This window comes from Aedoeadaptatus urinae (genome assembly GCF_900155585.1).
GTDB classification, from domain to species: domain Bacteria; phylum Bacillota; class Clostridia; order Tissierellales; family Peptoniphilaceae; genus Aedoeadaptatus; species Aedoeadaptatus urinae.
The window spans coordinates 41,778-67,355 of the sequence record NZ_LT707416.1; the positions used below are offsets into that span (position 1 = coordinate 41,778).

The 25,578-nt window shown below is 53.1% G+C and carries 26 protein-coding genes and 1 tRNA gene; 5 read left to right on the forward strand and 22 right to left on the reverse strand.

Going from position 1 to position 25,578, the window contains the following annotated elements; translation table 11 throughout:
• Window positions 1–76: 76 nt before the first annotated feature.
• From BQ7397_RS01160 to BQ7397_RS01185, 6 genes are all read right to left on the reverse strand, one after another.
• Window positions 77–1,522 carry a carbon starvation CstA family protein gene (locus tag BQ7397_RS01160; RefSeq protein ID WP_077074364.1) on the reverse strand — a complete coding sequence of 482 codons (1,446 nt, stop codon included), beginning with the start codon at window positions 1,520–1,522 and terminating at the stop codon, window positions 77–79.
• Between the two features lie 763 nt (window positions 1,523–2,285).
• Window positions 2,286–3,281, reverse strand: coding sequence for a tRNA (adenosine(37)-N6)-threonylcarbamoyltransferase complex transferase subunit TsaD (tsaD, locus tag BQ7397_RS01165; RefSeq protein WP_077074365.1), 996 nt, complete (start codon window positions 3,279–3,281; stop codon window positions 2,286–2,288).
• Between the two features lies 1 nt (window position 3,282).
• Window positions 3,283–3,726, reverse strand: a complete 444-nt coding sequence (gene rimI, locus BQ7397_RS01170) for a ribosomal protein S18-alanine N-acetyltransferase (protein ID WP_077074366.1) — start codon at window positions 3,724–3,726, stop codon at window positions 3,283–3,285.
• Complete coding sequence (gene tsaB / locus BQ7397_RS01175) at window positions 3,692–4,402, reverse strand: tRNA (adenosine(37)-N6)-threonylcarbamoyltransferase complex dimerization subunit type 1 TsaB (RefSeq protein ID WP_077074367.1); 711 nt, start codon at window positions 4,400–4,402, stop codon at window positions 3,692–3,694. The genes rimI and tsaB overlap by 35 nt, the downstream gene beginning before the upstream one ends.
• Window positions 4,383–4,847, reverse strand: coding sequence for a tRNA (adenosine(37)-N6)-threonylcarbamoyltransferase complex ATPase subunit type 1 TsaE (gene tsaE, locus BQ7397_RS01180; protein WP_077074368.1), 465 nt, complete (start codon window positions 4,845–4,847; stop codon window positions 4,383–4,385). The genes tsaB and tsaE overlap by 20 nt, the downstream gene beginning before the upstream one ends.
• 88 nt (window positions 4,848–4,935) lie before the next feature.
• Window positions 4,936–6,150, reverse strand: a complete 1,215-nt coding sequence (locus tag BQ7397_RS01185) for a S1C family serine protease (protein ID WP_077074369.1) — start codon at window positions 6,148–6,150, stop codon at window positions 4,936–4,938.
• Window positions 6,151–6,290: 140 nt separating this feature from the next.
• On the opposite strand from BQ7397_RS01185, the gene BQ7397_RS01190 reads away from it, so the two are divergent.
• Window positions 6,291–6,815: a nitroreductase family protein gene (locus tag BQ7397_RS01190; RefSeq protein WP_077074370.1), complete on the forward strand. Its 525-nt coding sequence runs from the start codon at window positions 6,291–6,293 to the stop codon at window positions 6,813–6,815.
• Between the two features lie 41 nt (window positions 6,816–6,856).
• Here BQ7397_RS01190 and BQ7397_RS01195 read toward each other — a convergent pair whose 3' ends face one another.
• The 4 genes from BQ7397_RS01195 to BQ7397_RS01210 form a co-directional block, all read right to left on the reverse strand.
• Complete coding sequence (locus BQ7397_RS01195; protein ID WP_077074371.1) at window positions 6,857–7,444, reverse strand: xanthine phosphoribosyltransferase; 588 nt, start codon at window positions 7,442–7,444, stop codon at window positions 6,857–6,859.
• Between the two features lie 114 nt (window positions 7,445–7,558).
• Entirely contained in the window at window positions 7,559–8,401 is an 843-nt protein-coding gene (locus BQ7397_RS01200) for a 3-hydroxybutyryl-CoA dehydrogenase (protein ID WP_077074372.1), read from the reverse strand.
• Between the two features lie 39 nt (window positions 8,402–8,440).
• Window positions 8,441–9,220 carry an enoyl-CoA hydratase-related protein gene (locus BQ7397_RS01205; protein WP_077074373.1) on the reverse strand — a complete coding sequence of 260 codons (780 nt, stop codon included), beginning with the start codon at window positions 9,218–9,220 and terminating at the stop codon, window positions 8,441–8,443.
• Window positions 9,221–9,246: 26 nt separating this feature from the next.
• Window positions 9,247–10,428, reverse strand: a complete 1,182-nt coding sequence (locus BQ7397_RS01210) for an acetyl-CoA C-acetyltransferase (protein WP_077074374.1) — start codon at window positions 10,426–10,428, stop codon at window positions 9,247–9,249.
• A 229-nt stretch (window positions 10,429–10,657) separates the two neighbouring features.
• On the opposite strand from BQ7397_RS01210, the gene BQ7397_RS01215 reads away from it, so the two are divergent.
• Window positions 10,658–10,731, forward strand: a tRNA-Gly gene (locus BQ7397_RS01215).
• A 27-nt stretch (window positions 10,732–10,758) separates the two neighbouring features.
• Here BQ7397_RS01215 and BQ7397_RS01220 read toward each other — a convergent pair.
• Window positions 10,759–11,274 carry an adenine phosphoribosyltransferase gene (locus BQ7397_RS01220; protein ID WP_077074375.1) on the reverse strand — a complete coding sequence of 172 codons (516 nt, stop codon included), beginning with the start codon at window positions 11,272–11,274 and terminating at the stop codon, window positions 10,759–10,761.
• A 65-nt stretch (window positions 11,275–11,339) separates the two neighbouring features.
• Here BQ7397_RS01220 and BQ7397_RS01225 point away from each other — a divergent pair, with 65 nt between their 5' ends.
• Entirely contained in the window at window positions 11,340–13,301 is a 1,962-nt protein-coding gene (locus BQ7397_RS01225) for a fructose-1,6-bisphosphatase (RefSeq protein WP_077074376.1), read from the forward strand.
• Window positions 13,302–13,471: 170 nt separating this feature from the next.
• On the opposite strand, the gene BQ7397_RS01230 is transcribed toward BQ7397_RS01225, so the two are convergent.
• Genes BQ7397_RS01230 through BQ7397_RS01240 form a run of 3 tightly spaced genes read right to left on the reverse strand, consistent with a single transcriptional unit; the run spans window position 13,472 to window position 17,213 of the window.
• A complete protein-coding gene (locus BQ7397_RS01230) occupies window positions 13,472–14,779 on the reverse strand; it encodes an MFS transporter (RefSeq protein WP_077074377.1) in 1,308 nt (435 codons plus the stop codon).
• Window positions 14,780–14,792: 13 nt separating this feature from the next.
• Window positions 14,793–16,730, reverse strand: coding sequence for an oxidoreductase (locus BQ7397_RS01235; RefSeq protein ID WP_077074378.1), 1,938 nt, complete (start codon window positions 16,728–16,730; stop codon window positions 14,793–14,795).
• A 9-nt stretch (window positions 16,731–16,739) separates the two neighbouring features.
• On the reverse strand, window positions 16,740–17,213 hold the full coding sequence (locus BQ7397_RS01240) for a nuclear transport factor 2 family protein (RefSeq protein WP_077074379.1): 474 nt from the start codon (window positions 17,211–17,213) through the stop codon (window positions 16,740–16,742).
• Window positions 17,214–17,375: 162 nt separating this feature from the next.
• On the opposite strand from BQ7397_RS01240, the gene BQ7397_RS01245 reads away from it, so the two are divergent.
• Complete coding sequence (locus BQ7397_RS01245) at window positions 17,376–18,896, forward strand: PucR family transcriptional regulator (protein WP_077074380.1); 1,521 nt, start codon at window positions 17,376–17,378, stop codon at window positions 18,894–18,896.
• A 193-nt stretch (window positions 18,897–19,089) separates the two neighbouring features.
• Here BQ7397_RS01245 and BQ7397_RS01250 read toward each other — a convergent pair whose 3' ends face one another.
• The 8 genes from BQ7397_RS01250 to tmk are packed head-to-tail and all read right to left on the reverse strand — an operon-like array spanning window position 19,090 to window position 24,772.
• Entirely contained in the window at window positions 19,090–19,572 is a 483-nt protein-coding gene (locus BQ7397_RS01250) for a ferritin (protein ID WP_077074381.1), read from the reverse strand.
• 23 nt (window positions 19,573–19,595) lie between these two features.
• Window positions 19,596–19,859, reverse strand: a complete 264-nt coding sequence (locus BQ7397_RS01255) for a hypothetical protein (RefSeq protein ID WP_077074382.1) — start codon at window positions 19,857–19,859, stop codon at window positions 19,596–19,598.
• Between the two features lie 53 nt (window positions 19,860–19,912).
• Window positions 19,913–21,877 carry an alpha/beta hydrolase gene (locus BQ7397_RS01260; protein ID WP_077074383.1) on the reverse strand — a complete coding sequence of 655 codons (1,965 nt, stop codon included), beginning with the start codon at window positions 21,875–21,877 and terminating at the stop codon, window positions 19,913–19,915.
• Window positions 21,840–22,715 carry a PSP1 domain-containing protein gene (locus tag BQ7397_RS01265; protein ID WP_077074384.1) on the reverse strand — a complete coding sequence of 292 codons (876 nt, stop codon included), beginning with the start codon at window positions 22,713–22,715 and terminating at the stop codon, window positions 21,840–21,842. The genes BQ7397_RS01260 and BQ7397_RS01265 overlap by 38 nt, the downstream gene beginning before the upstream one ends.
• Before the next feature lie 6 nt (window positions 22,716–22,721).
• Complete coding sequence (locus tag BQ7397_RS01270; protein WP_077074385.1) at window positions 22,722–23,552, reverse strand: DNA polymerase III subunit; 831 nt, start codon at window positions 23,550–23,552, stop codon at window positions 22,722–22,724.
• A complete protein-coding gene (locus tag BQ7397_RS01275) occupies window positions 23,549–23,824 on the reverse strand; it encodes a cyclic-di-AMP receptor (RefSeq protein WP_077074386.1) in 276 nt (91 codons plus the stop codon). The genes BQ7397_RS01270 and BQ7397_RS01275 overlap by 4 nt, the downstream gene beginning before the upstream one ends.
• Window positions 23,825–23,834: 10 nt before the next feature.
• Window positions 23,835–24,155 (reverse strand): cyclic-di-AMP receptor, encoded by a 321-nt coding sequence (locus BQ7397_RS01280; protein ID WP_077074387.1) that lies wholly within the window; start codon window positions 24,153–24,155, stop codon window positions 23,835–23,837.
• Complete coding sequence (tmk, locus tag BQ7397_RS01285; protein WP_077074388.1) at window positions 24,152–24,772, reverse strand: dTMP kinase; 621 nt, start codon at window positions 24,770–24,772, stop codon at window positions 24,152–24,154. Before tmk ends, BQ7397_RS01280 begins: the two co-directional genes overlap by 4 nt.
• A gap of 195 nt (window positions 24,773–24,967) precedes the next feature.
• Between tmk and rbr the strand changes: the two genes are divergently transcribed.
• A complete protein-coding gene (rbr, locus tag BQ7397_RS01290; protein ID WP_077074389.1) occupies window positions 24,968–25,549 on the forward strand; it encodes a rubrerythrin in 582 nt (193 codons plus the stop codon).
• The last annotated feature ends 29 nt before the right edge of the window (window positions 25,550–25,578 follow it).

The following is a 25,578-nucleotide window of genomic DNA, read 5'->3' on the forward strand; positions in this document are numbered from 1 at the left end:
CCCGATGGATGTTTTACTTCCCGTCAAAATTGCGTACAAAAAAAGAGCGTGGAGAAATCCACACTCTTTTTAAGCTTTATGCATTGACAATATCTTGTTGCTTGCTGCCTTCTTTGGAAACGACATAGCCGTAGATCAATGCAGCTGCAATGCCGATGACATTGGCTGCCATATAGGGCAGGCGGAAGCCGATCTTTGCGCCGAAAATGTAAGACGTAATGATGTAGACATAGAACATTCCCGGAATCAAGGAGATCAGATAAGCTCTGCCGTGGCGTTTCAGGTAGATGGCGATCATGGCAAAGGCAAAGACTGCGATGGTTTGGTTTGCCCATGCAAAGTATTGCCATAAGACGTTGAAGCCGCTGGGGCTGAGTTTTGCGAAGATCAAGATGATCAACACGCCGATGAAGATACCGATGGAGAGGCTCAAACGGTTCTTCATGGATTTTTGAGAAATGTGCAGGTGGTCGGCGATCATAAGACGTGCCGAACGCAGAGCCGTATCGCCGGAAGTGATGGGGAGCACGATAATGCCGATGATGGCGATTAAGCCGCCGATGGTTCCCAGCATATCGTTGGCCACGAGGCCGATGACGGCGGGTTTGCCGATGAGGCCGGCGTCGATGCCTTTATTGTAGATGCCCATGGCGGCAGCAGCCCAGATCATGGCGATGAAGCCTTCAAGAATCATCATGTCGTAGAAGACGAAGCGGCCTTCTTTTTCACTCTTGACGGAGCGACCGATTAAGGTTGCTTGTGTGGAGTGGAAGCCCGAGACGATACCGCAGGCGACGGTAACGAAGAATACGGGAAGAAGGGGCGTGCCTTGGGGATGAACGCCGGTGATGTTGCTCATGGTCAGGTTATCCAACTGATAGCCCTTGCCGAAGAGGCCGAAGAAAATACCTACTGCCGACAGAAGCAAGATGCAGCCGAAAATCGGGTAGACGCGGCCGATGATCTTGTCGATGGGGAACAGCGTCGCGATAATATAGTATGCGAAAATGCAGCCATAGACGATCCATACCACGGGGTTCGAGGCGACGGTATCTTGGTGAAGAACATTGGCCACGATTAAGTCTCCGGGGGTGTAAATAAATACGGCCCCGACTAAAATCATAAGCACGATGACGAAAATGTTGTACACGGCGTACACCTTGCCGCCTAAATTACGTTTAATAAGGGCAGGCATTTGTTCACCCTTCGAGCGAATGGAAATCATCCCGCTCATGTAGTCGTGTACTGCACCGCCTAAGACGCAGCCGATGGGAATTAAAATAAATGCTAAAGGTCCGAACAAAATCCCTTGGATGGGCCCTAAAATCGGTCCCGTACCGGCAATGTTCAATAACTCGATCAGTGCGTTTTTCTTCTTGTCCATGGGGACGTAGTCCACGCCGTCTTGATTTGCGATGGCGGGCGTTTCTCTGTCGTCCGGTTGGAAGACTTTCTCGGCGAATCGGCCATAGACGAAGCCGCCGATGATTAACATGGCGAGGCCGATGAGAAATGTAGTCATAAAATACCTCCTAATAAAATTTTTTTGAAAACCATAATCTAAGGTTTATCAAAGTTCTACTTAACTATTATACTGCCTACATAAGGATTCGCAATAGGAAATTGAAAGAAATCGACCCGGTTTTAAATTTAATACAGTATTTTGTCCTGTTATATAAATTTATTTAAGCTCAGTGGGACCTCTGCTGAAGACACCTTATTTATAAGAACCGAATGGGACATTTGCGCCCCTCTCCGGATCAAAACAAACCGCAAAGCAGAGGACGCAAAAAAAGCATTCGGTTTATAAAAAAAGAGCCCTTCGCTACAGAAAGAAGAATTGAAATTCGCCCCTCATCTCCATTCGCCGCCGACAATCTTTTCATCTTTATTTTACAAAAAGCTTAAAATCTCGTCCTCCACTTTCTATTTCCCTTTCTTCCCCTTTTTATCCCGTTCTCATTTTCATCGCCCTCCCATTTTCATTTTTGCTTTCCGGCATCCACATTTTCTTCACAGTATGCACAGAGCTATCCACACCACCTCCCCCTTATTCACGGCTTTTACGAAGTTATCCACCTTATCCACAGTCTTATGCACGTTTTCCTGAAGCTTGCTCCGGACTGTGAGCGAATATCTAAGTTTCGTCTATTTCACGGCATTTGCCAACCTTTTGCCTTTTTATGCACTCTCTCCCTTTCTTGTCCCCTCATTCTCATTCACAACTTTACATGGAAAAAACAAAAGCCGCAGCTTTCTCGCTGCGGCAAATACGTGTTTATTTTTTATTCCAGGCCCAGATTCGGATCGGCATAGACCTCGCACTCTTCGCCTTTCAGATGGCTGTAGTAGCCCACAGAGGCGATCATGGCGGCATTATCGGTGCAGAGCACGGGGTCTGGGTAGTAAATGGCTACGCCCTCTCTCTCGCCTCTGCCTTCCATGGCGGCTCTTAAGGCGGAGTTAGCGCTGACCCCGCCTGCCAGGACGATGGTCTTCTCGCCCAGCGCCTTCGCCAGGCGGAAGGATTTTTCCACGAGGACGTCGATGACGGCGGCCTGAAAGGAAGCGGCCATGTCCGCCACGCGAATTTCCTCGCCCCTTTGCTTGGCCTGATTCAATTCGTTTAAGACGGCGGTCTTGAGGCCGGAAAAGCTGAAGTCGTAGCTGTCCGGCTCCAGCATGACTCGGGGCAGGTCGTAGGTCTCCTTCCCTTCCTTGGCCAGCTTGTCGATAACGGGCCCGCCGGGATAGCCGATGCCCATGGCTCTCGCCACCTTGTCGAAGGCCTCGCCGGCGGCATCGTCCCTCGTCTTACCGTAGAGGGTGAAGTCCACGTAGTCGGTGACGTGAATCAAATAGCTGTGGCCCCCGGAGACGATGAGCCCGACGAAGGGAGGCTCCAGCTCCCTATGAGTCAGGTAGTTGGCGCAGATGTGGCCCCGAATGTGGTTCACGCCCACAAAGGGCTTGTCATTTGCAAGAGCCAGCCCCCTGGCAGCCGTAAGCCCCACGAGAAGGGCGCCGATAAGTCCCGGGCCCCGGGTGGCACAGATAAGATCCACATCATCCATGGTGACGCCCGCCTCTTCCAAGGCCAAGTCCAGCATGGGCAAGATGGCGGAGACGTGCTTGCGGGATGCGATCTCCGGCACCACGCCGCCGAAGAGCCGGTGTATTTCGATTTGTGACGAAATCATATTGGACAAAATTTCTCTGCCGTCTCGTACCACGGCGACAGAGGTTTCGTCGCAGGACGATTCCACGCCCAGTGTCAGCATATTACCACCTCTTCCAATAAATCAGCCCGTCGCGCTTCACGTGGGCGTAGTAATTTTTTCGAACGCCTTCCAATTGAAAGCCCAAGGATTCGTAGAGATTAATGGCGGGGACATTGTCGTCTCTTACTTCCAGTGTGGCGGCCCGCATGCCCTTGTCGTAGACGGCGAAAAGGTAATGGTTCATCATGTAGCGGCCGTAGCCGTTGCCGCGAAATTCGCCGCCCACGGCCACATTGCCGATATGGGCCTGATCCCCCAAAAGCCACGCCCCCACGTAGCCGATGACCACGTCCAAGTATAGGAGCACCTCGTAATAGGTGAGGGGGCTTTTCAGCTCCCGCTCCCAGCTGTCTCGGGACCAGGGGGCGGCGAAGCTTTCCTCTTCGATGGCCATGATGTCGTCTAAATCATCAAGCGTCACTTCCCGCGTCGAGAGATTCTCCATGTTTCCTCCTGTATTCTCGCATGGCCTGAGTGGGCCGTAGGTAATTGGGCTCCAGGGCGTAGGGATTGGACGGACCTTCCGCCTCAAACTGCGCCGCACCCTCCAAGGCGATGGCGGCCGCCGACACCCGGGAGAGGTGATCGGGATAGAGAATAAAATCCTCCCGCGCAGAGAATGCCTCCCGGTACTTCTTTAAGCCGTCGCCGATTAAAACGGCACCCTTCGGCGCCTCTTCAATCATGGATGCCACGGCATAGGCGTCGTCTTTTTTCAGGCGCAACAATTCGCCGCCCTTTTTTTCAAAGACGCCGGCATAGACCCGCTCCCTTCTCGCATCGAAGAGGGGAATCACTACGCCGTCCGTGGCCACCTCCCGAGCCAGGGCCTTTAAGGTGGAGACCCCGACGACGGGAATGTTTAAGCTGCGGGCAAAAACTTTGGCCAGCACCACGGAAATCCTCAGCCCCGTAAAGGAGCCGGGGCCCACGCCGGCGGCGATGAGGTCCAAATCCTCCATGGCCCAATCCGCCCGATCCAACATGTTTTGAATCATATTGATAAGCCCTTCCGAGTGGCTCGCCATGCTGTTGACCGAGGCTTCCGCCACGACCTTCTCGTCCTCCACCAGGGCGCAGGTGGTTTCCATGGTCGCCGTGTCAAAGGCGAGAATTTTCATAAGTCGCCACCTCCTCTTCAAGTTCCCTGCCCCGGGAGCCGAAGCCCGTGGCCGTGACTTCCCTGGTGTTTTCGTCGACGCGCTTAAATTCCAGCTGCAACACGTCATCGGGCAAGCTGTCTTCGATAATGTTCGCCCATTCCACGGCACAGACGGCGCCGGAATCCAGGAGATCCTCGCCCCCCATGTCGAAAAATTCGTCCTCGTCTTTCAAACGATAGACGTCGAAATGGTAAAGGGGCAGATCCCCCTCGTATATATTTAAAATGGCGAAGGTGGCGCTGGTCACGTCGCCGGTGAGGCCCATGCCCTTGGCCAGAGCCTTGACAAAGGTGGTCTTCCCCGTGCCTAAATCGCCGATAAGAGCCAGGACGTCGTAGGCCTTTAGCTTTTCGCCTAAATAGAGACCGAAGGCTTCGGTTTCTGCAGTGCTTTTCAGTATCATAGCTTCCTCCTAACTCTTATTATAGTCAAACACAGCGCCGGAGAAAAGCGAACATAAAAAAAGACCTTGCCGAAGCAAGGTCTCTCCCCTAATCATTTAAGCCCGGAATCAGTCGGCGCAGGCCGCTTTGTTCTTCACCGACCGCGGGGACTCGGTAGTCCGTAAAGGTAAGCTTCAGAGTTTCCTTCTTGCCGTTTCTGGATACCACCACGTCCACGGCATCGCCGGCCTTGTACTTATAGAGTTCGCGGCGCAGTTGGCTCATGCTTTGGATGTCCGCATCGCCCATTTTCAGAATAATGTCGTTGACCTGAAGGCCCGCAGCAGCCGCAGGGGATCCCGCTTCCACGCCGCCGACGATGACGCCCTTGCCGCCGGTGCCCAAATCGTAGCCGCTTCGTTCCACGGCGCTGACGGTGTAGCCGCTCATGCCCAGGGCCACGGATTTAAAGTCGCCGGTCTTCATGACCTGTTCCACAATGGGCTTCGCCGTGTTAATGGGAATGGAAAAGCCCAAGCCTTCCGCCGAAGAGATCTTCACGGAGTTAATGCCGATGACCTGCCCTTCACTGTTTAAGAGAGGTCCGCCGGAATTGCCCGCGTTAATGGAGGCGTCGGTTTGAATCAAGCCGTCCATGTAATTGCCCTGCACCTCGCCGATGTTTCGGTTCAGACCGGAAATGACCCCGGAGGTGACGGAGCGTTGAAAGTCCAGACCCAGGGGATTGCCGATGGCCACGGCGGTTTCGCCGATATTAATGCCGTCGCTGTCCCCCATGGGCAGGGGCGTCAGGCCCTTCTTCGCGATCTTTACCAGACCCAAATCCAAGGTCTCGTCGGACCAAACCACCTTGCCGTCGGCTTCCGTTTGATCGTTTAAGAGCACCTTGACCTTGTTGCCCTTGGCGCCCACCACGTGGGCGTTGGAGAGGATATAGCCGTCTTCCGAAATAATAAAGCCGCTGCCGCTGCCTTGAACGGCCATGGGGCCCATTAGGGTGTTTTTCGTCGTGGAGGTGGTAATGCCCACCACCGAAGGCATGGCCCGTTGCGCCACGCTTTCTACGACGCCGGCCTCGTGCTTACGGGTCGTATCGGCGGGCAGCTGAGCTTGAGGCGCCTGAGCGCCTGCTACGGACTGCGTGGGCATGTATTTATAGGTGACGACGCTTCCCACCACGCCGCCGATTAAGGAAAAAATCAGCGCCCACAGGATGAGAAAGCCGCCGCGGCGTTTCTTCTTCGGCCCGTAGTAATAGGTCACTGGCCGATTGTCTTGATCATATGGTCTATTCGGTTCCATAGCTTTCCTTTCTATCGAAACAAATTATTTTCATCTGCTAAATCAAACTATACCCATCGAATTTGAACTTCTTGTGAAACCTTTACAAAGATATTTATTGGGTATAAATAAGAAAGATACAAATGCCAAAGGAGGTTTTTATGGATTTTAAAGATATGGTGAAAAAAAGACGGTCGATTCGAAAATACAAGGCCGGAGAAAAAATGGACGATGAGACGCTAACGGAAGTGTTGACCTACGCCTCCATGGGTCCCAGTAAGGGCAATACCCACCCGGTGGAATTTCTCGTCGTGGAGGATGAGGAAAAGAAAAAGGCCCTGGCGAGCCTAAAGCCCTTCGGCACCAAGTACCTGGCCGATGCGCCTCAGATCATCGTGGTCATAGGCAACGACACGGAAGAGCCCACCTGGATCGAAGAGGCCACCATCGCCTCCGCCTATTTGGGGCTGTTGCTCCACGCCGAGGGCTACGCCTCGAGCTGGATCAATATTCGCAAGCAAACCGATTCTAAAGGCAATGACTCCGAGGAGCTCGTCAAGGAGCTTTTCGGCATTCCGAAAAGCTACGGCATCCTGTGCCTAATTCCCTTCGGTATCGCCGACGAGCGGGTGCCGGCGCGGAAGTATTTCGATATTTCGTCCAAGGTCCACAAGGACAGCTATTAAATAGAAAACGGCCGGGAGGCGATTGCCCTCCGGCCGCTTTTTTAATGCCCCTCTTTAAAGGTAATGCACTGCTTGTCCGAGTCGATGGCTTCGATGCGCACGATGGAATAGACGTCGAGGCCCACCTCCTCCAGCCGCTCGCGCCCCGGCTGAAAGGATTTCTCCACGCAGATGCCGATCCCCGCCACGGTGGCGCCGGCCTGCTTCACGATGTCCACGAGGCCCAGGGAAGCTTCCCCGTTGGCGAGAAAGTCGTCGATGATCAGGACGGAATCCTCCGCCTTTAAATAGGACTTGTTCACCACCACCTTGGAGGAGGTGTTTTTCGTGTAGGAAAAAATGTCCGTCACGTAGACGTCCTCCTCCTTCAAGGTGGAGGGCCGCGCCTTTTTGGCAAAGAGCATGGGCACGCCGAAATGAGCCGCCACCATAATGGCCGGCGCGATTCCCGATGCCTCCACGGTAAGCACCTTCGTCACCCTTCGGTCCTTAAAGTAATCGTAAAACTCCCCTTCGATCTCCTTCATCACCGTGGGATCGATCTGATGATTGAGAAAGGAGTCGATCTTCAACACATTTCCCGGGTAGATGACGCCCTCGTTTTTAATTCGTTCTTTTAAGTAACCCATGGCTCCTCCTTTATTTCTAATAAACAGTGTAACACAAATAATGGGGGGATTACGCCGCGGCACTTTACTTTTCCAAAAAAAAATCGAAGGCCGAAGCCTCCGATCTTTTCTCTTTTATTTGTCGTATTTGTAGAAGCCTTCGCCGGTCTTGCGACCCAGCTTGCCGCCGCGAACCATCTTCCGAAGAAGAACGTGAGCGCGGTATTTGCCGTCGTGGTAATCGTTGTAAAGAACGTCCATAATGGCGAGGCAAACGTCCAAGCCGATTAAGTCAGCCAGTGCCAAGGGGCCCATGGGGTGGTTGGCACCCAGCTTCATGGCGGTGTCCACATCTTCTACGGATGCGACGCCGTCGGCGACGATGCCGATGCCTTCGTTGATCATGGGGATCAGGATGCGGTTAACGACGAAGCCCGGAGCTTCTTCTACTTCAACGGGGGTCTTGCCGATTTCCTTCGCCAGCTCGATGACGACCTTCTTCGTTTCTTCGTCGGTGTTCAAGCCGCAGATAACTTCGACTAATTTCATCGCGGGAACCGGATTAAAGAAGTGCATGCCGATGACCTTGCCGGGGCGTTTCGTGGCGGCGGCGATGTCGGTGATGCTCAAGGACGAGGTGTTGGATGCGAGAATGGTTTTTGCGTCGCAGGTTTCGCAGAGCTCCGTAAAGATGGCTTTTTTGATCTTCGGATTTTCCGTAGCGGCTTCGACGATTAAATCGCAGTCCTTTAAATCCTTAATGTCTTCCGTGGTGGAAATGCGAGCGAAGGCTGCCTTGGCATCCGCTTCTTCCATGCGGCCTTTTTCCACATTGCGGTTATAGCCTTTTTCGATTTTTTTCTTTGCGCCTTCGAGGGCTTCGGGAATAATATCTCGAATAACGACGTCGTGATGAAGAGCCATCGTTTGAGCAATGCCGCTTCCCATGGTACCGGAACCGATTACACCAATTTTCATTTTAATTCCTCCTTTTAGGAACTGTCTCAAGAATTACCTTTATTCTCCCTTAAATTCAGGTTTGCGTTTTTCCAAGAAAGCCTTCATGCCTTCCTTTTGATCGGCTGTGGCGAAGCACAGACCGAATGCGGATTTTTCGATATCCATACCGGTGTGGATGTCGGCTTGAATGCCGTCCACGATAGCGGCCTTGGAGTAGCTGACGGCAATGGTGCCGTTGGATGCGATGGTGCGTGCCATTTTCATAGCGGCTTCATCTAATTCTTCTGCGGGAACGACGGCGTTGACCAGGCCGATTTCATAGGCGCGGTCAGCCTTAATGTTTCTGGCCGTGTAGATCATTTCTTTGGCGATGCCGATGCCTACCGTGCGGGACAGGCGTTGGGTGCCGCCGAAGCCCGGCGTAATGCCCAGGCCTACTTCAGGTTGACCGAAGACGGCTTTTTCCGATGCGATACGAATGTCGCATGCCATGGACAGTTCGCAGCCGCCGCCTAAGGCGAAGCCGTTGACTGCGGCGATGACGGGCTTGGACAGGTGTTCGATCAGCATAAAGGTATCCATGCCCAATTTAGCGAAGCTGTGCGCTTCGGCTGCGGAGAGGGGCGCCATTTCAGAAATGTCGGCGCCGGCGACGAAGGCTTTGCCTTCGCCGGTGATGATGACGACCTTGACTTCGTTATCATCTTCCAACGCGAGGAAGCACTCTCTTAACTCTGTTAACAATTCCGTGTTCAGGGCGTTTAAGCTCTTGGGTTTGTTAATGGTGATTTTAGCAATGCCTTCGGCCTTATCAACGATTAAAAACTTAAAATCCATTATCTCTTTCCCCCAATCGTGCACAATTAGCGTTCAACGGTAACGGCCGTGCCTTGGCCGCCGCCGATACATAAGGTGGCGAGACCTTTTTTCGCATCTCTCTTAGCCATTTCATAGAGCAAGGTGACGAGAATCCGTGCGCCGGATGCGCCTACCGGGTGACCGATGGCGATGGCGCCGCCGTTGACATTGACCTTATCCATATCCAAGCCCAGGGTCTTGACGACGGCACAGGCTTGTGCGGCAAAGGCTTCATTAGCTTCGACGAGATCCAATTCGCCGAATTCCCAGCCGGCTTTTTCCATGGCTTTTCTCGAGGAAGGAATGGGGCCCGTACCCATAACCTTGGGATCGACGCCTGCGGATGCGTAGCTGACTATCGTAGCCAGAGGCTTAACGCCTAATTCCTTTGCTTTTTCTTCGCTCATGACGACGAGCATGGCGGCGCCGTCGTTAATGCCCGATGCGTTGGCTGCGGTGACCGTACCGCCGTCTTTTTTGAAGACCGGCTTCAGTCCGCTGATGCTTTCGACGGTAACGCCGTCGCGAATGTATTCGTCTTCGTCTACGACGGTGACTTTGCCCTTGCGTCCGTGGATTTCTACGGGGACGATTTCGTCTTTAAAGCGGCCTTCGGCGCGGGCCTTCGATGCCCGTTGTTGGCTGCCTGCTGCCAATTCGTCTTGATCGGCGCGGGAGACATCGTATTCTTCAGCGACGTTTTCTGCGGTCATACCCATGTGGTAGCCGTTAAATGCGTCCCACAGTGCGTCGTTAATCATGGAGTCGACAAAGGCCTTGTCGTTCATCCGAGCACCCCAACGCGCTTCTCTTACGAGGAAGGGAGCGCCGGACATGGATTCCGTACCGCCGGCGAGAACGACATCGGCATCGCCTGCTTTAATGATTTGTGCGGCCAAGGAAACGGCGCGAAGACCGGAACCGCAAACTTTATTGATGGTCATGGCGGGGACGCCTACGGGGCATCCGGCGTGAATGACGATTTGACGAGCGACGTTTTGTCCCAAGCCTGCTTGCAACACGTTACCGATAATGGCTTCGTCAATATCTTCCGGTTTAATGCCGGCGCGGGCGATGGCTTCCTTGGCGGCGACGACGCCCAGGTCCACGGCGCTGACACTTTTGTAAGCACCGCCGAAGGAACCGACGGGCGTTCTGACCGCACTGGCAATGACGATATTTTTCATAAATGAATCCTCCTCACAGGTTCATAATTTACGGTGCACGTCTTTGAACGGGGCCTTAGCTCCCGTGCATCGCAGTGACAACCGACTGTGTCGGCGAGATAATCTCTTTCCATCGTTACCCCGAGGTACAATTACTTACACCCCTTGATAGTAAATATTTTAACAATACGGGAATGCATTTTCAAGCCTTGACAGAAATTTTTTTCAGACGTAAAATGAGTTTACTTATGCGGGTGTAGCTCAGTGGCAGAGCCTCGGCTTCCCAAGCCGATCGCGAGGGTTCGATTCCCTTCACCCGCTCCACGGCCTTTGGCCGTTTTTTTGTTGCAATTAAGCGGGAAAGTGCATGAGAGAATAGACGGGCACGCCTATTTTTTCCCTGCCGTTTAAGCCGTCCAGCTCGATTAAAACCAAACAGCCCACCACATCGGCACCGGCTGCTTCACAAATTTCCACCGCCGCTTTCCCCGTGCCGCCGGTGGCCAAGAGATCGTCGACGATCAAAACCTTTTCCCCGGGTGCCACGGCGTCGATGTGCATTTCCACCTTGTCGGAGCCGTATTCCAAATCATATTCTGCGGACAGCGTGGCTGCGGGAAGCTTCCCCGGCTTTCGAACGGGCACAAAGCCCACCCCCAGGTCGTAGGCCAAGGGCGCGCCCAGTAAAAAGCCCCGGGCTTCGATGGCCACGACCTTGTCTATGCTCTCATCCTTTACCAGCTCCTTTAGGGCGTCGATGCAGGCGCGGAAGGCCTCGCCGTCTTTTAAAAGGGTGGTAATGTCGCGAAAGATAATCCCTTCCTTGGGATAGTCTTTCAAGCTTCTGATTTTTTCTTTTAAATCCATGGTCGCCTCTCTTTCTTCATCGTTTATACCCAAAAAGTGGGTATAGAACAACTAAGGAGGAGCTCATGGACCAATTATCCCGATTAGAAAAAAATTACTACCGCCTCTTGGCCGAAAAGTACCCGTCCCGGGACCGCGCTTTGGCCGAGGCGCTTTTATTGGAAAGCGGCCTGAATCTGCCGAAGCCCACGGAGCATTTCGTCAGCGATTTACACGGCGAGTACCGCGCTTTTACCCACGTGCTTCGAAACGCATCGGGGGTTTTGCGCCGCTACATCGACGAATTATTTCCCGATAAAAACGAGGCCGATCGAAAGCGGCTGGCCACCATTCTCTACTATCCGGAGGAAAAGCTAAAGCTGCTGAAGGAAACCATGGCCCCCGACGCTTACGACGCTCTGCTGAAAAATACCTTGGCGGATTTAATCGTGGTGGCAAAGCGGGTGGCGGCGAAGTACGACCACAGTCAGGTGGAGGCCACCTTTCCCGAGGACAGGAGAAAAATTTTAAATCTGCTGCTTTTGGAAGAGGCGGGCCTGCGCCACAAGGCGAATTACGTCAAAACCCTCCACGAAAAAATCGTGGCTTACGGCGAAGGGGAGGTCTATATTAAGGACCTGGCCGATCTTTCCGTGCGCTACGCCGTCAAAACCCTACACGTCTTAGGCGACATTTACGACCGGGGGGAAGAGGCGGAAAAAATCATGGACCTGCTCATGGCCCTGCCGAAGGTGGACATTCAGTGGGGCAATCACGACATCGCCTGGATCGGCGCCTGCACGGGGAACTTTGCTTTAGCCGCCAATGTGATCCGCATCGCTCTGCGCTACAATGTGGCCCACACCATCGAGGACGGCTACGGCATCAATCTCATGCCCCTGGTGCCCTACGCGGAAAAATACGAAGCGTCGGCGCCCTTTTATCCGAAAAATCCCGATCCCGATCCGTCGCGAAACGAAAGTCTCGCCAAGCTGCACAAGGCCATGGCCGTCCTGCAGTTTAAGGCGGAGGGCCAGCTTATCGCCGCCCATCCGGAGTACGGTATGGACTCCATGCGCCTATTGCACCGCATCGATTTCGAAACGAAGACCGTGGAGGTCGACGGCAAGAGCTATCCCCTTCTCGACGCCGACTTTCCCACGGTGGATCCCTCAGATCCCTACGCCTACACGGCGGAGGAAAAAGACGTGGTGGCCCGGCTTACGGAAAGCTTTACTTCCTGCGAGCGGTTGAAAAAACATATTCGCTTTATGGTCGAATCGGGGAGCATGTATTTAATTCGAAACGACAATCTCCTCTTCCACGGTTGTTTGCCTACAGGCGAAGAGGGCAGCTTCGCCCCCACCGACGTCTTGGGCGCGCCCCTGGCCGGGCGAGAGCTCTTCGATGCCTTCGACCGCGTGGTTCGTGACAGCTTCTTCGCCCGAGGCGAGAAGCAGAGGGAGGCCTCGGACATGCTTTTTTACCTCTGGTGCGGCAAGGGCTCGCCCCTTTTCGGAAAGGAGCGCATCACCACCTTTGAGCGCTACTTTATCGAGGACCCCGTCACTCATATCGAGGAAAAAAATCCCTACTACCGCCTGCGGGAAGAATCCGCCTTTGCGGAAAAAATCCTTCGCGCCTTCGGCATCGACGAGGCCCGGGGAAAGATCATTAACGGCCACACGCCGGTGAAACGAAACACCGGCGAGGACCCGGTGAAGGCGGATGGAAAGGTCCTGGTTATCGACGGCGGCTTTGCCCACGCCTATCGAAAGACCACGGGAACGGCGGGCTACACCCTGATCTCCAATTCCTATGGCGTGCTCCTCGCCACCCACAGTCCCATGAAGGACGAGGAGAAGCGCATCTCAGACGACATCGACATCACCTCCTCCTTGGCCTTTGTTGCGGAATACGACCGACGGCGTCTGGTGCGAGACACCGACGGCGGCAAGCGGGCGGAGGCGGCCATTAAAGAGCTCACCACCCTGGCGGCTCTCTACGAAAAGGGCGAGATCAAGGAAAGAAAAAAAGGGCGAGGATAGCATCCCCGCACCATTTAAAAAACATCCGCCGAAAATTTTCGGCACAAAAAAATTCGGTTCTATGTCAACCATAGGGGAGTCTGGTGAAAATCAGGCTCCTTTTTGTTGTGCGCTTTGCATGAAAAAACCCCTCCATCCGATTTGGATGTGGGGGTTTATTTCAGCAAAAATCAATTAAAGTGGCGAACGGAAAAGGGAATTTTTCTACGCTGTGACGGATTTTTTTCCGGTGCTTTCGTCTTCGAAAAGGCCAATCCGATCAACACAATGGCTGCGAGGACCAGCACGACGGCCAACAGGAAGGGCTTGCCATAGCCTCCGGTGAGGCTGCGGAAAACCTCAATAAGGGTTACGCCCAAGGACGAGGCCACGGTGGTAACGAGGACGACATAGGAATAAATTTCGCCGTAATTTCTGTTGCCGAAAACACCTCGAACAATTAACGGGAGAAACATGGTGGTCGTCGGAACGATGAAGCCGAAAAGAATGGCGCCCAGACTATTGAGCAAGGGATTAGCGCCGGCAAAGTATAAGAGGACAAAGCCGGCCCCGACGATGGTTAGAACGAGGCATGTAATTTTAGAGATGCCGAAGCGATCGCAAGCACTGCCTAAAACAAATTTACTCAATGTATTCGTCAACATGACATAGGAGATCATCGAGGCTCCGAAGACAGGGCTTAAGCCCACCGACGGCGCGTAGGACGGCATATGATAGGTAAAGCAAGTTAAAATCATCATAAGGGCCGCTGCCAATAAGACGTAATAAAATTTCGCGGAACGAAGGGCTTGAGATTTGGTCATTCCCGTCAGTTCTTCATTTTTTTCGGATGGGACATCGGCCGTTTCCTTTTCCTCTATGTAGCCGTAAGGATGAAGGTTCATCTCTTTCGGGCTTTTTTTAATGAGGAATAAAGCGGGCAAGACGCCGAGAACAAATACTAAAAGGGCATATAAGAGGTAGGCGCTTCGCCAGCCGAATTGAGCGATGCAAGCTGCGCCCAAGGGGCTTAAGATCATGCCGCCGATTCCGGAAAAGCCGAGGGCAATTCCCAAGGCAAAGGCCATTTTTTCTTTAAACCAATTGCCGATTAAGATAGGGGTTAAGACGTAAAACACGACGCTTGCCCCCACCCCGGCCAGAACAAAGGCAAGGGCCATGGTAGTCAGTCCTTGGGCACGAGACATAAGGACCAAGGAAAGGGCCATGAGGGCAAAACTTCCTCCTGCCAAGAGATTGACTTTTTTTCTTTGGATGAGCTTGACGGCCAAGGGGCTCAAAAAACCGGTGACTAACCCGGAAAGGGTGGCCGTGGCAAGGGTAAAGGAGCTTTTCGCCACGCCGAGACTTTCAGATACCGGTGTCATAAAAATCCCCATACAGCTACCGAATATACTGATTCCGGCAACACTCATCAAACAACAGGCAATTAAAATAATCCAGGCATAATGAATTTTTTTCGGCATACTCTTTTCCATGGCTGTTTCCTTTCTAATCCAGGGCATAGGCGGCATCGAAGCCGTCTCGCATGGCTTGGCCGATGCGGCCGGTGGTGGCGACGGCACTTCCGATGACGCGGACGTTTTCGAAATTGTCTTGAATCTTTTGGATTTTCTCGTTATTGGGGCGGACGCCTAAGGAAAGGATGACGGCATCGGCTTCCAAATCAAAGACTTTTCCCGTGTTTAAATCTTCCAAAGTGACTGATTTTTCTTGAATCGATTGAAGTGCACAAGACGTGTTGAGGACTACATTTTTTTCCTTTAAGTGGTCCAGTTCCGGCTTAATGTAGGTGGGAAGGACGCCGATGCCGATGGCTTTTTGCATTTCCACAACTTGGACTTCATTATCCTCTGCCAGGAAAGAAGCCACATCCAGTCCCGATAAACCGCCGCCGATGACGACGATTTTCTTCCCGGAAAGTGTAATCTCTTGATCTAAAATTTGTCCTACGGTGTAAATGTGATCGGATTCGATGCCGGGAATTTTTTTAGGAATAACCGGATCCGCACCTGTGGCGACGAAGACGGCGTAGGGATTTAAAGACTTGATCTCGTCGACCGTCGGCCCATGATTTAAATGGATTTCAACACCGTACTTGTCGCATTCTCTTTTCAAAACCTCGGGCAATTGGTGGGTCCAATCTTTCATAGGCGGTTGGCCTGCCAAGAAGGTATCGCCCCCTAAATGGTCTTTTTGTTCGAATAAAGTGACTTTAAAGCCCCGTTGACCTAAAACAGAGGCGGCTTCCATACCGGCGACGCCACCGCCGATAACAACCACTTGCCGTCCTTGGCCGTCGATTTTTAAAGGCGCAAGTTCAGATTCCCTGCCGGTCTTCGGATTGACGGCGCAGGAGACAACTTTGAACTTACTTTCACAGTCGGCGCAATACAGACATGAAATGCAGTGATGTATGAGATCTTCTTCGCCTGCCATGGCTTTTTTGCACCAATAAGGATCTGCCAGAGACTGTCTCGCCAAGCCGACGAAGTCGCTGACGCCTTCTTCGAGAAGGGATTCTGCAAATTCCGGTGTTTTAATGGTGTTTACGGCAATCACGGGAATCTGAACAGCGGCTTTAATGGTTTTTGCCAAGTGCTTCTTCCATCCTTGGCCGTAAAAAACCGGTTCGATGACGGGCTTTTCGGCGCCGAAGGTGGAGTTGGAAATGTTTAGCGCATCGGCTCCGGCCGCTTCGAGGAGCTTCGCCGTGATGACGGCATCGTCCAAGGTGGTGCCTCCCTCGACAAAATCCGAGCCGTTAAAGCGGACACTGACGGGAAAATCCTTACCACATTTTTCCTTAATGCCGCGGATGATTTCGCAAATGACGCGGGCGCGATTTTCGTGGCTTCCACCGTAGGCATCCTCGCGGCGGTTTAAGTGAGGGCTTAAGAAGGTAGAGAGAAGGTAAATGTGGGCGGCGTGGATTTCAACCCCGTCCGCTTCTCCGAGCTGTGCATAAACAGCTCCCTGAACGAATCGATCGATCAAGGTTTGAATTTCCTCTACGGTCATGGCCCGCACCCGACGTCCGTCAGGGGTGGTGGATTCCGAAGGACCGATGGGATCTTTTCCATTCAGCAAGAGAGGATTGGCTCCCTGTCCTGCATGGGCGAGCTGGGCGAAAAACTTGGCGCCGTGGCGATGAACGACTCTGGCGATCTTTTGAACGGACAAAGCGGAATTTAAATCCAGCATGGTCAACTGGCTTGGTGCCGCGCGACCGGTTTCAAAGTCGATGTTGGCGTATTCTGCGATAATCAGGCCGATGCCGCCCTTTGCTCTTTCTTCATAATATTTCACCAAGGCGTCGTCGACTCGACCGTAAGAATCCGCTAAAAGCGTCAGCATGCCGGGCATAACGACGCGATTTCTAATCTCTACCTTGCCGATTTTGCCTCTTGAAAATAAATGGGAATACATAAGTACCTCCTAGTCGTTTATATCGTCGAAAATCACGCGGTAACGATGAATCTTGCTGGTCTTAACCTTCCAGCAACCGTCGATCTTTTCGAATGTGTCTGCGTAGTAGCCGTAGCCTGTGAATGCGGCAAAGCCGTGAGTAATGACTTTGTCTTCGAAGGGGAAATAGGCTTTTGCCGTCGTTTCCGATGTAAGTTCAATTTCAGGAATATGTCCCATATGGGCACTTTGCGTTGTCGCGCCCATAAGTTTTTTCGAGTTGCTGATAATTTGCTCACAAGATCTCGAGGGTTCCGACTTTTCAGGAATGTCCGGATGCTGTCCCTTAAGGGGGTCTCGGGTAGAGTCGGAAAGGTCAAACACGATGTCATCTGCAAATACGGTTCTTAAGAGATCGAAATTTTTGGTGTCGATGGCTCGCCAGTACCTTGCTTTACATTGCTTGATTTCCTCGATTGCAAGTAACTTTTCAACTTGATCCATAATGATCCTCCTTTTAATCGTTTGATTTATAACAAATCTTTGGTGCCTTTAGTATACGGTGGCGACGGGAAGGGCAACAATGGACGTACCGGACAAAAAAAGCTTGACCATTTGTGCAAAATGCACCAAAATAAAAGGACGCTATGATGGGAGGTGCTTCTTATGTACTTTAGCGAACTTATTGATATTTTAAAAAACCATTTTTCCCTTCAGGACTTGGCCATGGAAGAGGCCCCAGCGATTCGCGAGGTGCGCCTTTTGGATGGCAGTGAAGAGAGCTACAGGGAGGATGTTCTTTATTTTGCTTATGATTTCGGCGACAATCCGCCCCTTCAGGGCTTTCTTTTCGGCGATGCAAAAATCAAGGGGGAGGTGCATTGCTTCCTTCGATTTCCGGAGGACCGGATTTTTTCCGTCTATAATATGGCGCAGCAAATACTTCGCGAAAAAGAAGTGCCGGATTTGTATCTGGAATTTAAAGACTTGGCGTATCAGGCGAAGGACTTTGAAAGCTTTATCAATGCCCTTGCCCTGCGCTTAGATAATCCCTTGATTCTCATCGATGCCGATTACCGCGTCGTCGCAAGCTCCAATTGCCCGCCGGTGAAAGAAGATCTTTGGGCTCGAATCGTTCGGCGAGGCTACTGCTTGTATCCCTTAATCAAGGCAAGTGAAGCCTCCCCCTCCTTCCGGCTGGGGCAACGAAGCAGAGAAGCGTACCTCGGGGAGATTTGTCAGCATACGCCCAGTCCGAAGATTTACAGCAAGATTTTTTTCAACGGCCGGTACTGGGGCGCCATCATCCTTATCGAAGAATCTTCCCCGCTTTCCGCGGTGCATTATGAAAATCTGCCGAAAATCAGCCGGCTTTTAGAAGAAATTTTGCCTCGGCTCCTTCCCGCCGCGTCGCCGGAGGGGCGTCCTGTGGATCAGGCATTTTATCGTCTCTTGGTAGGGGCGCATCCCGAAGATCTGGCCCATTCAAACGAATTACTTGCAAAAGGAGAGATCCACCGAATAGCCGTTTTAAAGGCGCGTGGAAAAGATGAAAAAATAGCGCCGCCTATGGCAAAGATTCGTCGGTACTTTCCTACCGCTCCCGTGGCCGAGCTCCAAAACCAAGCCGTTCTCTTTCTTTCCTATGCCAAAGAAAAATCTTCCTTCCCTCAAATATTGAAAAGGTTGGAGGATCTGGCATCGGAACAACAGTTGATTGTCGGCCTCAGCCATGGGTTTGAGGATTTAAACCGAGTATCCGACTATTTTCGGCAAGGGCAAATGGCTTTAGAAACGCCAACCCCCGAGCCGGTCAACTCCTACGATCAAGTCTTTTTTCTAGCCCTGTTACAAGAATTTCAACGACGAAGCGAGAAGGATTTTTCCTGGGGAAACTACCTTCACCCGAGCTTAGAAATTCTCCTGGATTACGATAAAAAAAACCAAAGCCAACTTTACCGCACCCTCGAGGTTTACTTAGAGTCGGAAGCGTCCGTCCAAAAAACAGCCAAGCGGCTTTACCTCCATCGAAACACGGTCACTTATCGCCTTCGTCGCATTACAGAGCTTTGTCAGATCGATTTAAGCAACAGTCAAACGCGCTTTCTGCTCAGTGTTTCTTTCCAAATCAGGTCCTACATTCATCAAGGCCTTTTAAATCGGGAAATTGAACCGCAGACAAACTAAAACCCCCGACCGATTCAATCAGGGGGAGGACAAAAGGATTGCCGCGGGCTTTATGAGGGCGCTTTTTTCAGGTCCACGTGCTTGCGCCGCATCGACGCGTATTGTGGTGATTTAATTTTAGGTATGAAAAACAAGTGCTTTCTTTTTGCACAAAAAAATTCCCCCGCCACATGGCGAGGGAGTTTTTATTTGCTTATCTTTGGCCCAATTCGTGGTCGAAGATATAGAGGCCGTTCCAGGATTCGTTAATGCGTTCGAGGCGTTCGACGATGCTGCGGAAGGTGTCTTCTTCTTCTCTTTGTTCTTCGATAAATTTATTCAAGAATTGTTGGGTGTTGAGGCAGCCCACTTCAATGGCATCCTTATAAATGGCCTTGATCCGACGGGTGACCTCTTGTTCGTGTTCGTAAGCGGCACGGAAGGTGTCGGTGAAGTTGCCGAATTCCTTCGGCGGCTTCGGAATGGCTTCGTATTCCGGTACGCAGTCTGTTTCTTGCAGGAAGTCATAGAAATCCTTGGCGTGTTCCAATTCTTCCTTCGCTTGATGCACGAAGAAGTGATCGAAACCGGACATGCCTTGTGCGTCCATGTAGCTTGCCATGGCCATGTAGAGATAGGCCGATTCCATTTCAAAGTTTAATTGTTCGTTCAGCTTCTTGCTTAATTCGTTGGACATACTTTTCCTCCCGGTCTTTCAAATTAAAAATACGGTTCATATACGCCATACACCGGCACGCCCTTTTCCACGAGCAGCGCCAGAACAACGGGGATTTCGTCGACTTCCAATCTGAGACGGATGCCGTTATAGCGAAAGAGGCAGCGCCCGGCGTAAGGGCTTTCGGGACGATTTAAAAGGTCCATTACCTCGCCGATGTGCGCGTCCATATCGCCGATTTGAAAAAATATATTTCGAATACCGGCACTCTCTTTATTGATTGTTTTAATTAAAAGTGTATCGTGCATGAACCCAACCCCCCGAACTCTGTTCGGTAGGTATATACCCGTGAGCTTTTGTTTTAATCAGCGGTCTCGATGCGAATGTTGTCGATTTCCGTAAGGCTCTTGGCGGTGATTTCCACGCGGCGCAGGTCCCTGATGGAAAAGGCGGGATTCGCCTCGGCCATGGCTTCTCTCGAAAGGCGCACGGTCTCCAAGGATCGCTTGTACTCCCAGCTTTTCGCCGCGTACTGCCATTTCAAGAGCCCGGTCTCCAGGGCGGCATGAAGGTTGTTTTTGTCGGGATGAAATTCCACGGCCTCCCCGGCGGCATCGATCAGCTTCACCCTCACGTCGGCTCGGCCTCTTTTCGCCGCCACGTCCATGGCGAAGTCGCCCTCCGCTCCCTTCTCCGCGGAAAGGCTGAGGGTGCCGAAGAGTCGCGCTACGTGATTGTTGCCGCCCCGATCCGAGGGGACGAAGGCCCCCTCCTCATAGGTGCTTGCCCCGGTAAAGTCAAGGGATGCACCCTCGGCGCTGGCCGTGGTCAGATCGCTGTCTTCTTCGAAATCGGCGAGGACATAGCTTTCGGGCTCCGTGGCCAAGACGACACCCGCCTCCGGCACATAGGCTTTAAAATCGTCGAAGATCGCCCGGTCTTTTACAAAGGCGTAGGCCGCCACCTCCAAATAGCGCTGCTGGTCCTCTTTGCGGAGCACATTGCCCGTGTCCAGGGCCAAAGCCTCCAGCCCTTCCCGGTCCAGCCGGCCCCAGTTGGAATTAAATTGGCTGTGATTGGCGTAATCCACCATGAGCTGGCCCCGCCAGGCGCGGGCACGCATGTATTGATCCATGCCCTCCAAGGAAGCCACGTCCTGATCCCATGCCCCGGTGACGAGGAAGTAGGGCACGTCCAAAGCCACGGGACGGTCCCCGGGCTTGTACTGGCTGTCTGTGGGCGCCACGGCCAAGACTCCGGCCACGTTGAGGGTCTTCGTCGCCTCTCCCGTGTCGGGATTGTAGGGGAGCTTCGCGAAGGAGGCCGCAATGGCCGCCGCCTCGCCGCCCCGGCTGTGGCCGCCGAAGTAGATTCTATCGGCATCGATGCGCTCCTTCAGCCTCGGATCCTCCGCCACCTTCACGGCGTGATCCAAGAGGCTCAGCGCCCTGGCGTCGTTTTCGCCGGAAAGGCCCTTGCCCAAATAGGCGTTAAAGTGGGACTGCTCCACGGACTGAAAGGCCACGCCCCGGGCGGCCAGGTAGCGGCCCAAATACTCGTAGCCTCCCCTATTGTCTTCGATCATATTGTGATTGCCGTGAACGAAGACCACCAGAGGCGCATGCTTGACCCCCACGGGCAGATAGAGATCTCCCTCGTAGGGCACGTGGTCGGGGGTGTAGCCGAAAAACATTTCCCGCAAACGGTCTTGCCGCTTGGGCAGACTCATGTAGCGGCTGTAGCTTTCCTCGCCGAAGTCGTAGGCCTTCTTCGGGCCGTATGTAATTTTTTCCACCTTGTAAGAAGGGGGGATTTCTTTTTGCGCTGCGGCGAAATCCTTCCGGGTCTTGGGCCCCGGCCAGGCGCAGAGAAAGATCAGTCCCGCCATGAGCAGGGCGCCGAGGACGGTGCCCATGGGGAAGATTTTTCGCGCTCCGATTCCCAGGGCGAAGAGCCAAATCACCGCCACCACCGCCGCCGTGGCCCCGTAGGTGTATGCGTCGGAGGAGGGACCTAGTGACGATGTGGATAGGATCACGTCGTTTACCATATAGGCCAGGAGGCCGAGCATGATGAGCTCCGTGGCCGCCGGTGTCAGGACGGGGCGGGCCCACTTTCCGACGACAAAGAGAAGGGCCGTCAGGGCACAAAAATAGATCCCCCACAGGGCCGCATCGGCCAAAAGGTGGGGAATCTTTGCTTGAAAGTAAAAGCCGGGAAAGGCGTCCAGCAAAAAGAGCGCAAGAAAGGCAGCGAGCCACACCAGTCGCCCGCCGTTAAAGAGGCCGCTATTCAGCTTCTTCCATACTTGCTTCACTTGCTTCATGGGGGCACCCCTTTCCGTGACAGGGCTTTCTCGAAACCTCCGATGCGGAAACGACGACGAACTCCACGCCGTCATCGGTTTCGATCTTCACCTTCACCAAGGCACGCAAGGTGTCGGTGCCGACGACCACGCCTTGGCCCTCGGAGGTATAGACCGTGCGACCAACGCGGGGCAGAATCTTTAAATTCTCCTCGTAGCCGTCCTGCTCGTAGCGCAGACAGCACAGGAGCCTGCCGCAGACGCCGCTGATGGCGTCGGGATTCAGGGAAAGGCCCTGATCCTTGGCCATGTTAATGGACACCGGGGCAAAGTCGCCGAGGAAGGTGGTGCAGCAGCATTCCCTGCCGCAGATGCCGATGCCGCCAACCAGCTTCGCCTCGTCTCTCACGCCGATTTGGCGCAGCTCGATGCGGGTGCGGAAGATCGACGCCAAATCCCGTACCAGGCCGCGAAAATCCACCCGGCCGTCGGCGGTAAAGTAAAAGAGCAGCTTGGAATTGTCGAAGGTGTATTCCGCGTTGATCAAATGCATCTTCAGGCCGTGCTCGCGAATCTTATCCTCGCACACCGCCATGGCCTCTCTGGCCAAATTTCTGTTTGCGGCGTTGCGCCTCTCGTCGTCCTCCGTAGCCGTACGAATAATGGGCTTCAGCTCGCCGACGATGGACTCTTCCTCCACCGCCTTGCGCTCGATGGCCACATAGCCGTACTCCACGCCGCGAGCCGTCTCCACAATGACCCCTTCGTCCACGGCGGGCGCCGCGTTCTTGGGATCGAAGTAATATATTTTTCCCCGGCGCTTAAAGCGTACGCCGACGACATCTCTCGTTTCTGTCAAGTTCCTTTAGCCTCCCATAGTTAAAAGCAGCCATTCAAAGGCAAAGCTTTTATTTACATTCATGTCTATATAGCGACGCGCCTCGTAGAGGGCGTCGATGATCTCGTAAATTCGCGGACCCACAGACTGCGCCTGCTCGGCGATGAGGGTTCCGTAGTCCTGATTTTTTACCAGGGACACATCCCCTGTCTCGTACACCACGGCCATATCCCTTAGGTAAGAGAGCATATAATCGAAAATTTCCGGCAAATGCTCCTTCTCTTCCTCGAAAAAATGGCGCGCAAAAAAAACTTCCTCCCGCCGTAAAAACACCTTCTCCATTAATCGGTAGGTGCGGTGGCGCCGCTCGGGATCTCCCGGGGCCTCCTTCGCCTTTAAATCCAAAAAGCCCGCCCGGGAACGAACCGTGGGCAAGATTTTTTCGGGAGACGAAGACAGAAGCAGAAAGCGGGTCTTCGCCGGCGGCTCTTCCAGGACCTTTAAAAGGGCGTTTTGCCCCTCCGCCGTGGTGGCGTCGAAGTCCACGAAGAGAAAGACCTTGCCCCCCTCGCCGTAATCGGTCATGGCCGCCTGCTTAAGCACTCCTTCGATGCGCTCCTTCTTAATGGAGGCCTTGGAGGTTTTTTTCGTCGGGGCAATTTCGATATAGTCGGGATGATTTTCTCCCCGACCTTCCCCGGACAAAAAGAGCCGGCAGGAAGGGCACGCACCGCAGGGCGCCTCTTCCCCTCGACACAGATAGCCCATAGCCAGGCGGCGGGCTTCCTTCAGCGCCTCCTCCCCCGCTCCCTTTAAGATATAGGCGTGGAGATGAGATTGAAAGAGTTCCCCGGTCAAATGCGTATGCCCTTGACCAAATCGATGGCAAAGACGTGGGCGCCGGCGTGGATGCTGTCCTTGTCGTCGCGACTGCCGACGACGCGGTCCAAAATTTCTTTTAATTGGTCGTATTGCTCATTGGAGACGCCGATGACCACCGTGGTGTTGCCTTCCTTCAGAAAGCCCCCGGTGGAGGCCATTTCCGTCACGGCAATGTCCGCCTCCAATAATTCGTCGATGACCTCGCCGATAAAGCGGTCGGCGATAATCGCAAACACCATTTTATTCATGATGCCCCCCTTAATAGCGACTGTATTCCGCGACGTCGAGAATAAATATGGTGGCGCCCCCGACGCGTACATTTAAAGGATAAGGCATAAAGGATTCCCCCGGCGACATAGCCAATGTCGACGGCTCCTCTCTCACGGAGCAGTTTTCTTCCATAATGTCGAAAAGCTCGTCCATGTCTTCTTCGTTAACGCCCATTAAAAGGGTCGTGTTGCCGGCTTTCAAAAAGCCCCCGGAGGAGGACAACTTCGTTACCCGAAAGCGCTTTTCCGTCAGGGCGTCGATTAAACCTGCGGCGTCTTGATCTTGCACGATAGCAAATATAAGTTTCATCTGAACCGGTACTCCTTTTCAATGGCTTCTATACAGCTTTTAAGGACCTGCTCCGCATCCCGCGATGCGTCGATAAGGACCAGCTCCTCCTTCAGCTGATTGGCTAAAATTCTGTAATACTCCTCCACCGTGTCCATGATCCGTCGATCGGACTCTAAACGGTCGGCGAGGCGATCCTTCATGCGGCTGTCTCCGGTGCCCTTGGGCACGTCTAAGTAAAGGGTGATATCGGCCTTTAAGCCGTCGGTGGCAAAGGCGTTGACGGCCTCCACGGCTTGTATCCCCAGTCGGCGACACAGGCCCTGATAGACGAGGCTGGAAAAAACATAGCGCTCGCACAGGACGAGACTCCCCGCCTCCAGTGCCGGGAGGATCACTTCTTCCACATGTTGGGCGCGCGAGGCCGCGTACAAGAGGGCCTCGCACCGCGGGTGCATGGCTTTGTTTTCGGGATCCAATAAGATCTTTCGAATGTCTTCCGAGATCGCCGTGCCGCCGGGCTCCCGCGTGTGGAGGACGTCGACGCCTTTTTCTTCAAAATAGTGTCGAATGCCTTCCGCCACCGTGGATTTGCCTGAGCCGTCCGGCCCTTCGATGACGATAAATAATCCCTTCAAAAAAGAAACACCCCCTCGCTCCCATTATAACATAGCTTTTGTCCCTTTAGGCTCAGGGAAAATCCCTTCAACTCCCCCGGGAACCTTCCCCGTTTTTATACCTACAGTATATCACGGCCCCCTCGGTTGAACGTAGTGACAAATTGGAGTATACTGAGGGCAACCGCAGAAACTATAGGAAGTTAGGAGGACACTATGTCATTAAAAGGTACGAAAACCGCAAACAATCTGTTGATCTCTTTCGCAGGAGAATCACAAGCCACTGCACGCTACACCATGTACGCAAAGCAAGCGGACAAAGATGCTTCCGTTCAAATTAAAAACATCTTCTTGGAAACTGCACGCAACGAAGAAGAACACGGCAAGCGCTTCTTTAGATACTTAATCGACGACTTCAACGAAGACGAACTGGAAGTCAAATGGGACTACCCCGTCGCCTTGGGCAGCACGGAATTAAACCTGAAAAACGCCGCCGCCGGCGAAGACGGTGAAGCCACCGATATGTATCCCGAATTTGCGAAAATTGCTCGGGAAGAAGGCTTCGACGACATCGCCGACAACTGGATCGAAATCGCCGAAGTGGAAGAAGCGCACCGCGATCGCTACCTGAAGCTTTTGGAAAACGTCAAGGAAGGCAAGCTCTTCAAGCGCGACGAAGTCGTTCTTTGGAAATGCAACAACTGCGGCTACATTCACGAAGGCAAGGAAGCGCCGGAAAAATGCCCCGCATGCTTCCACCCGCAAAAATGGTTTGAAATCTTCGTCGAAAACTATTAAAATGAATTGAAACCAAGCACCAAAGCCGC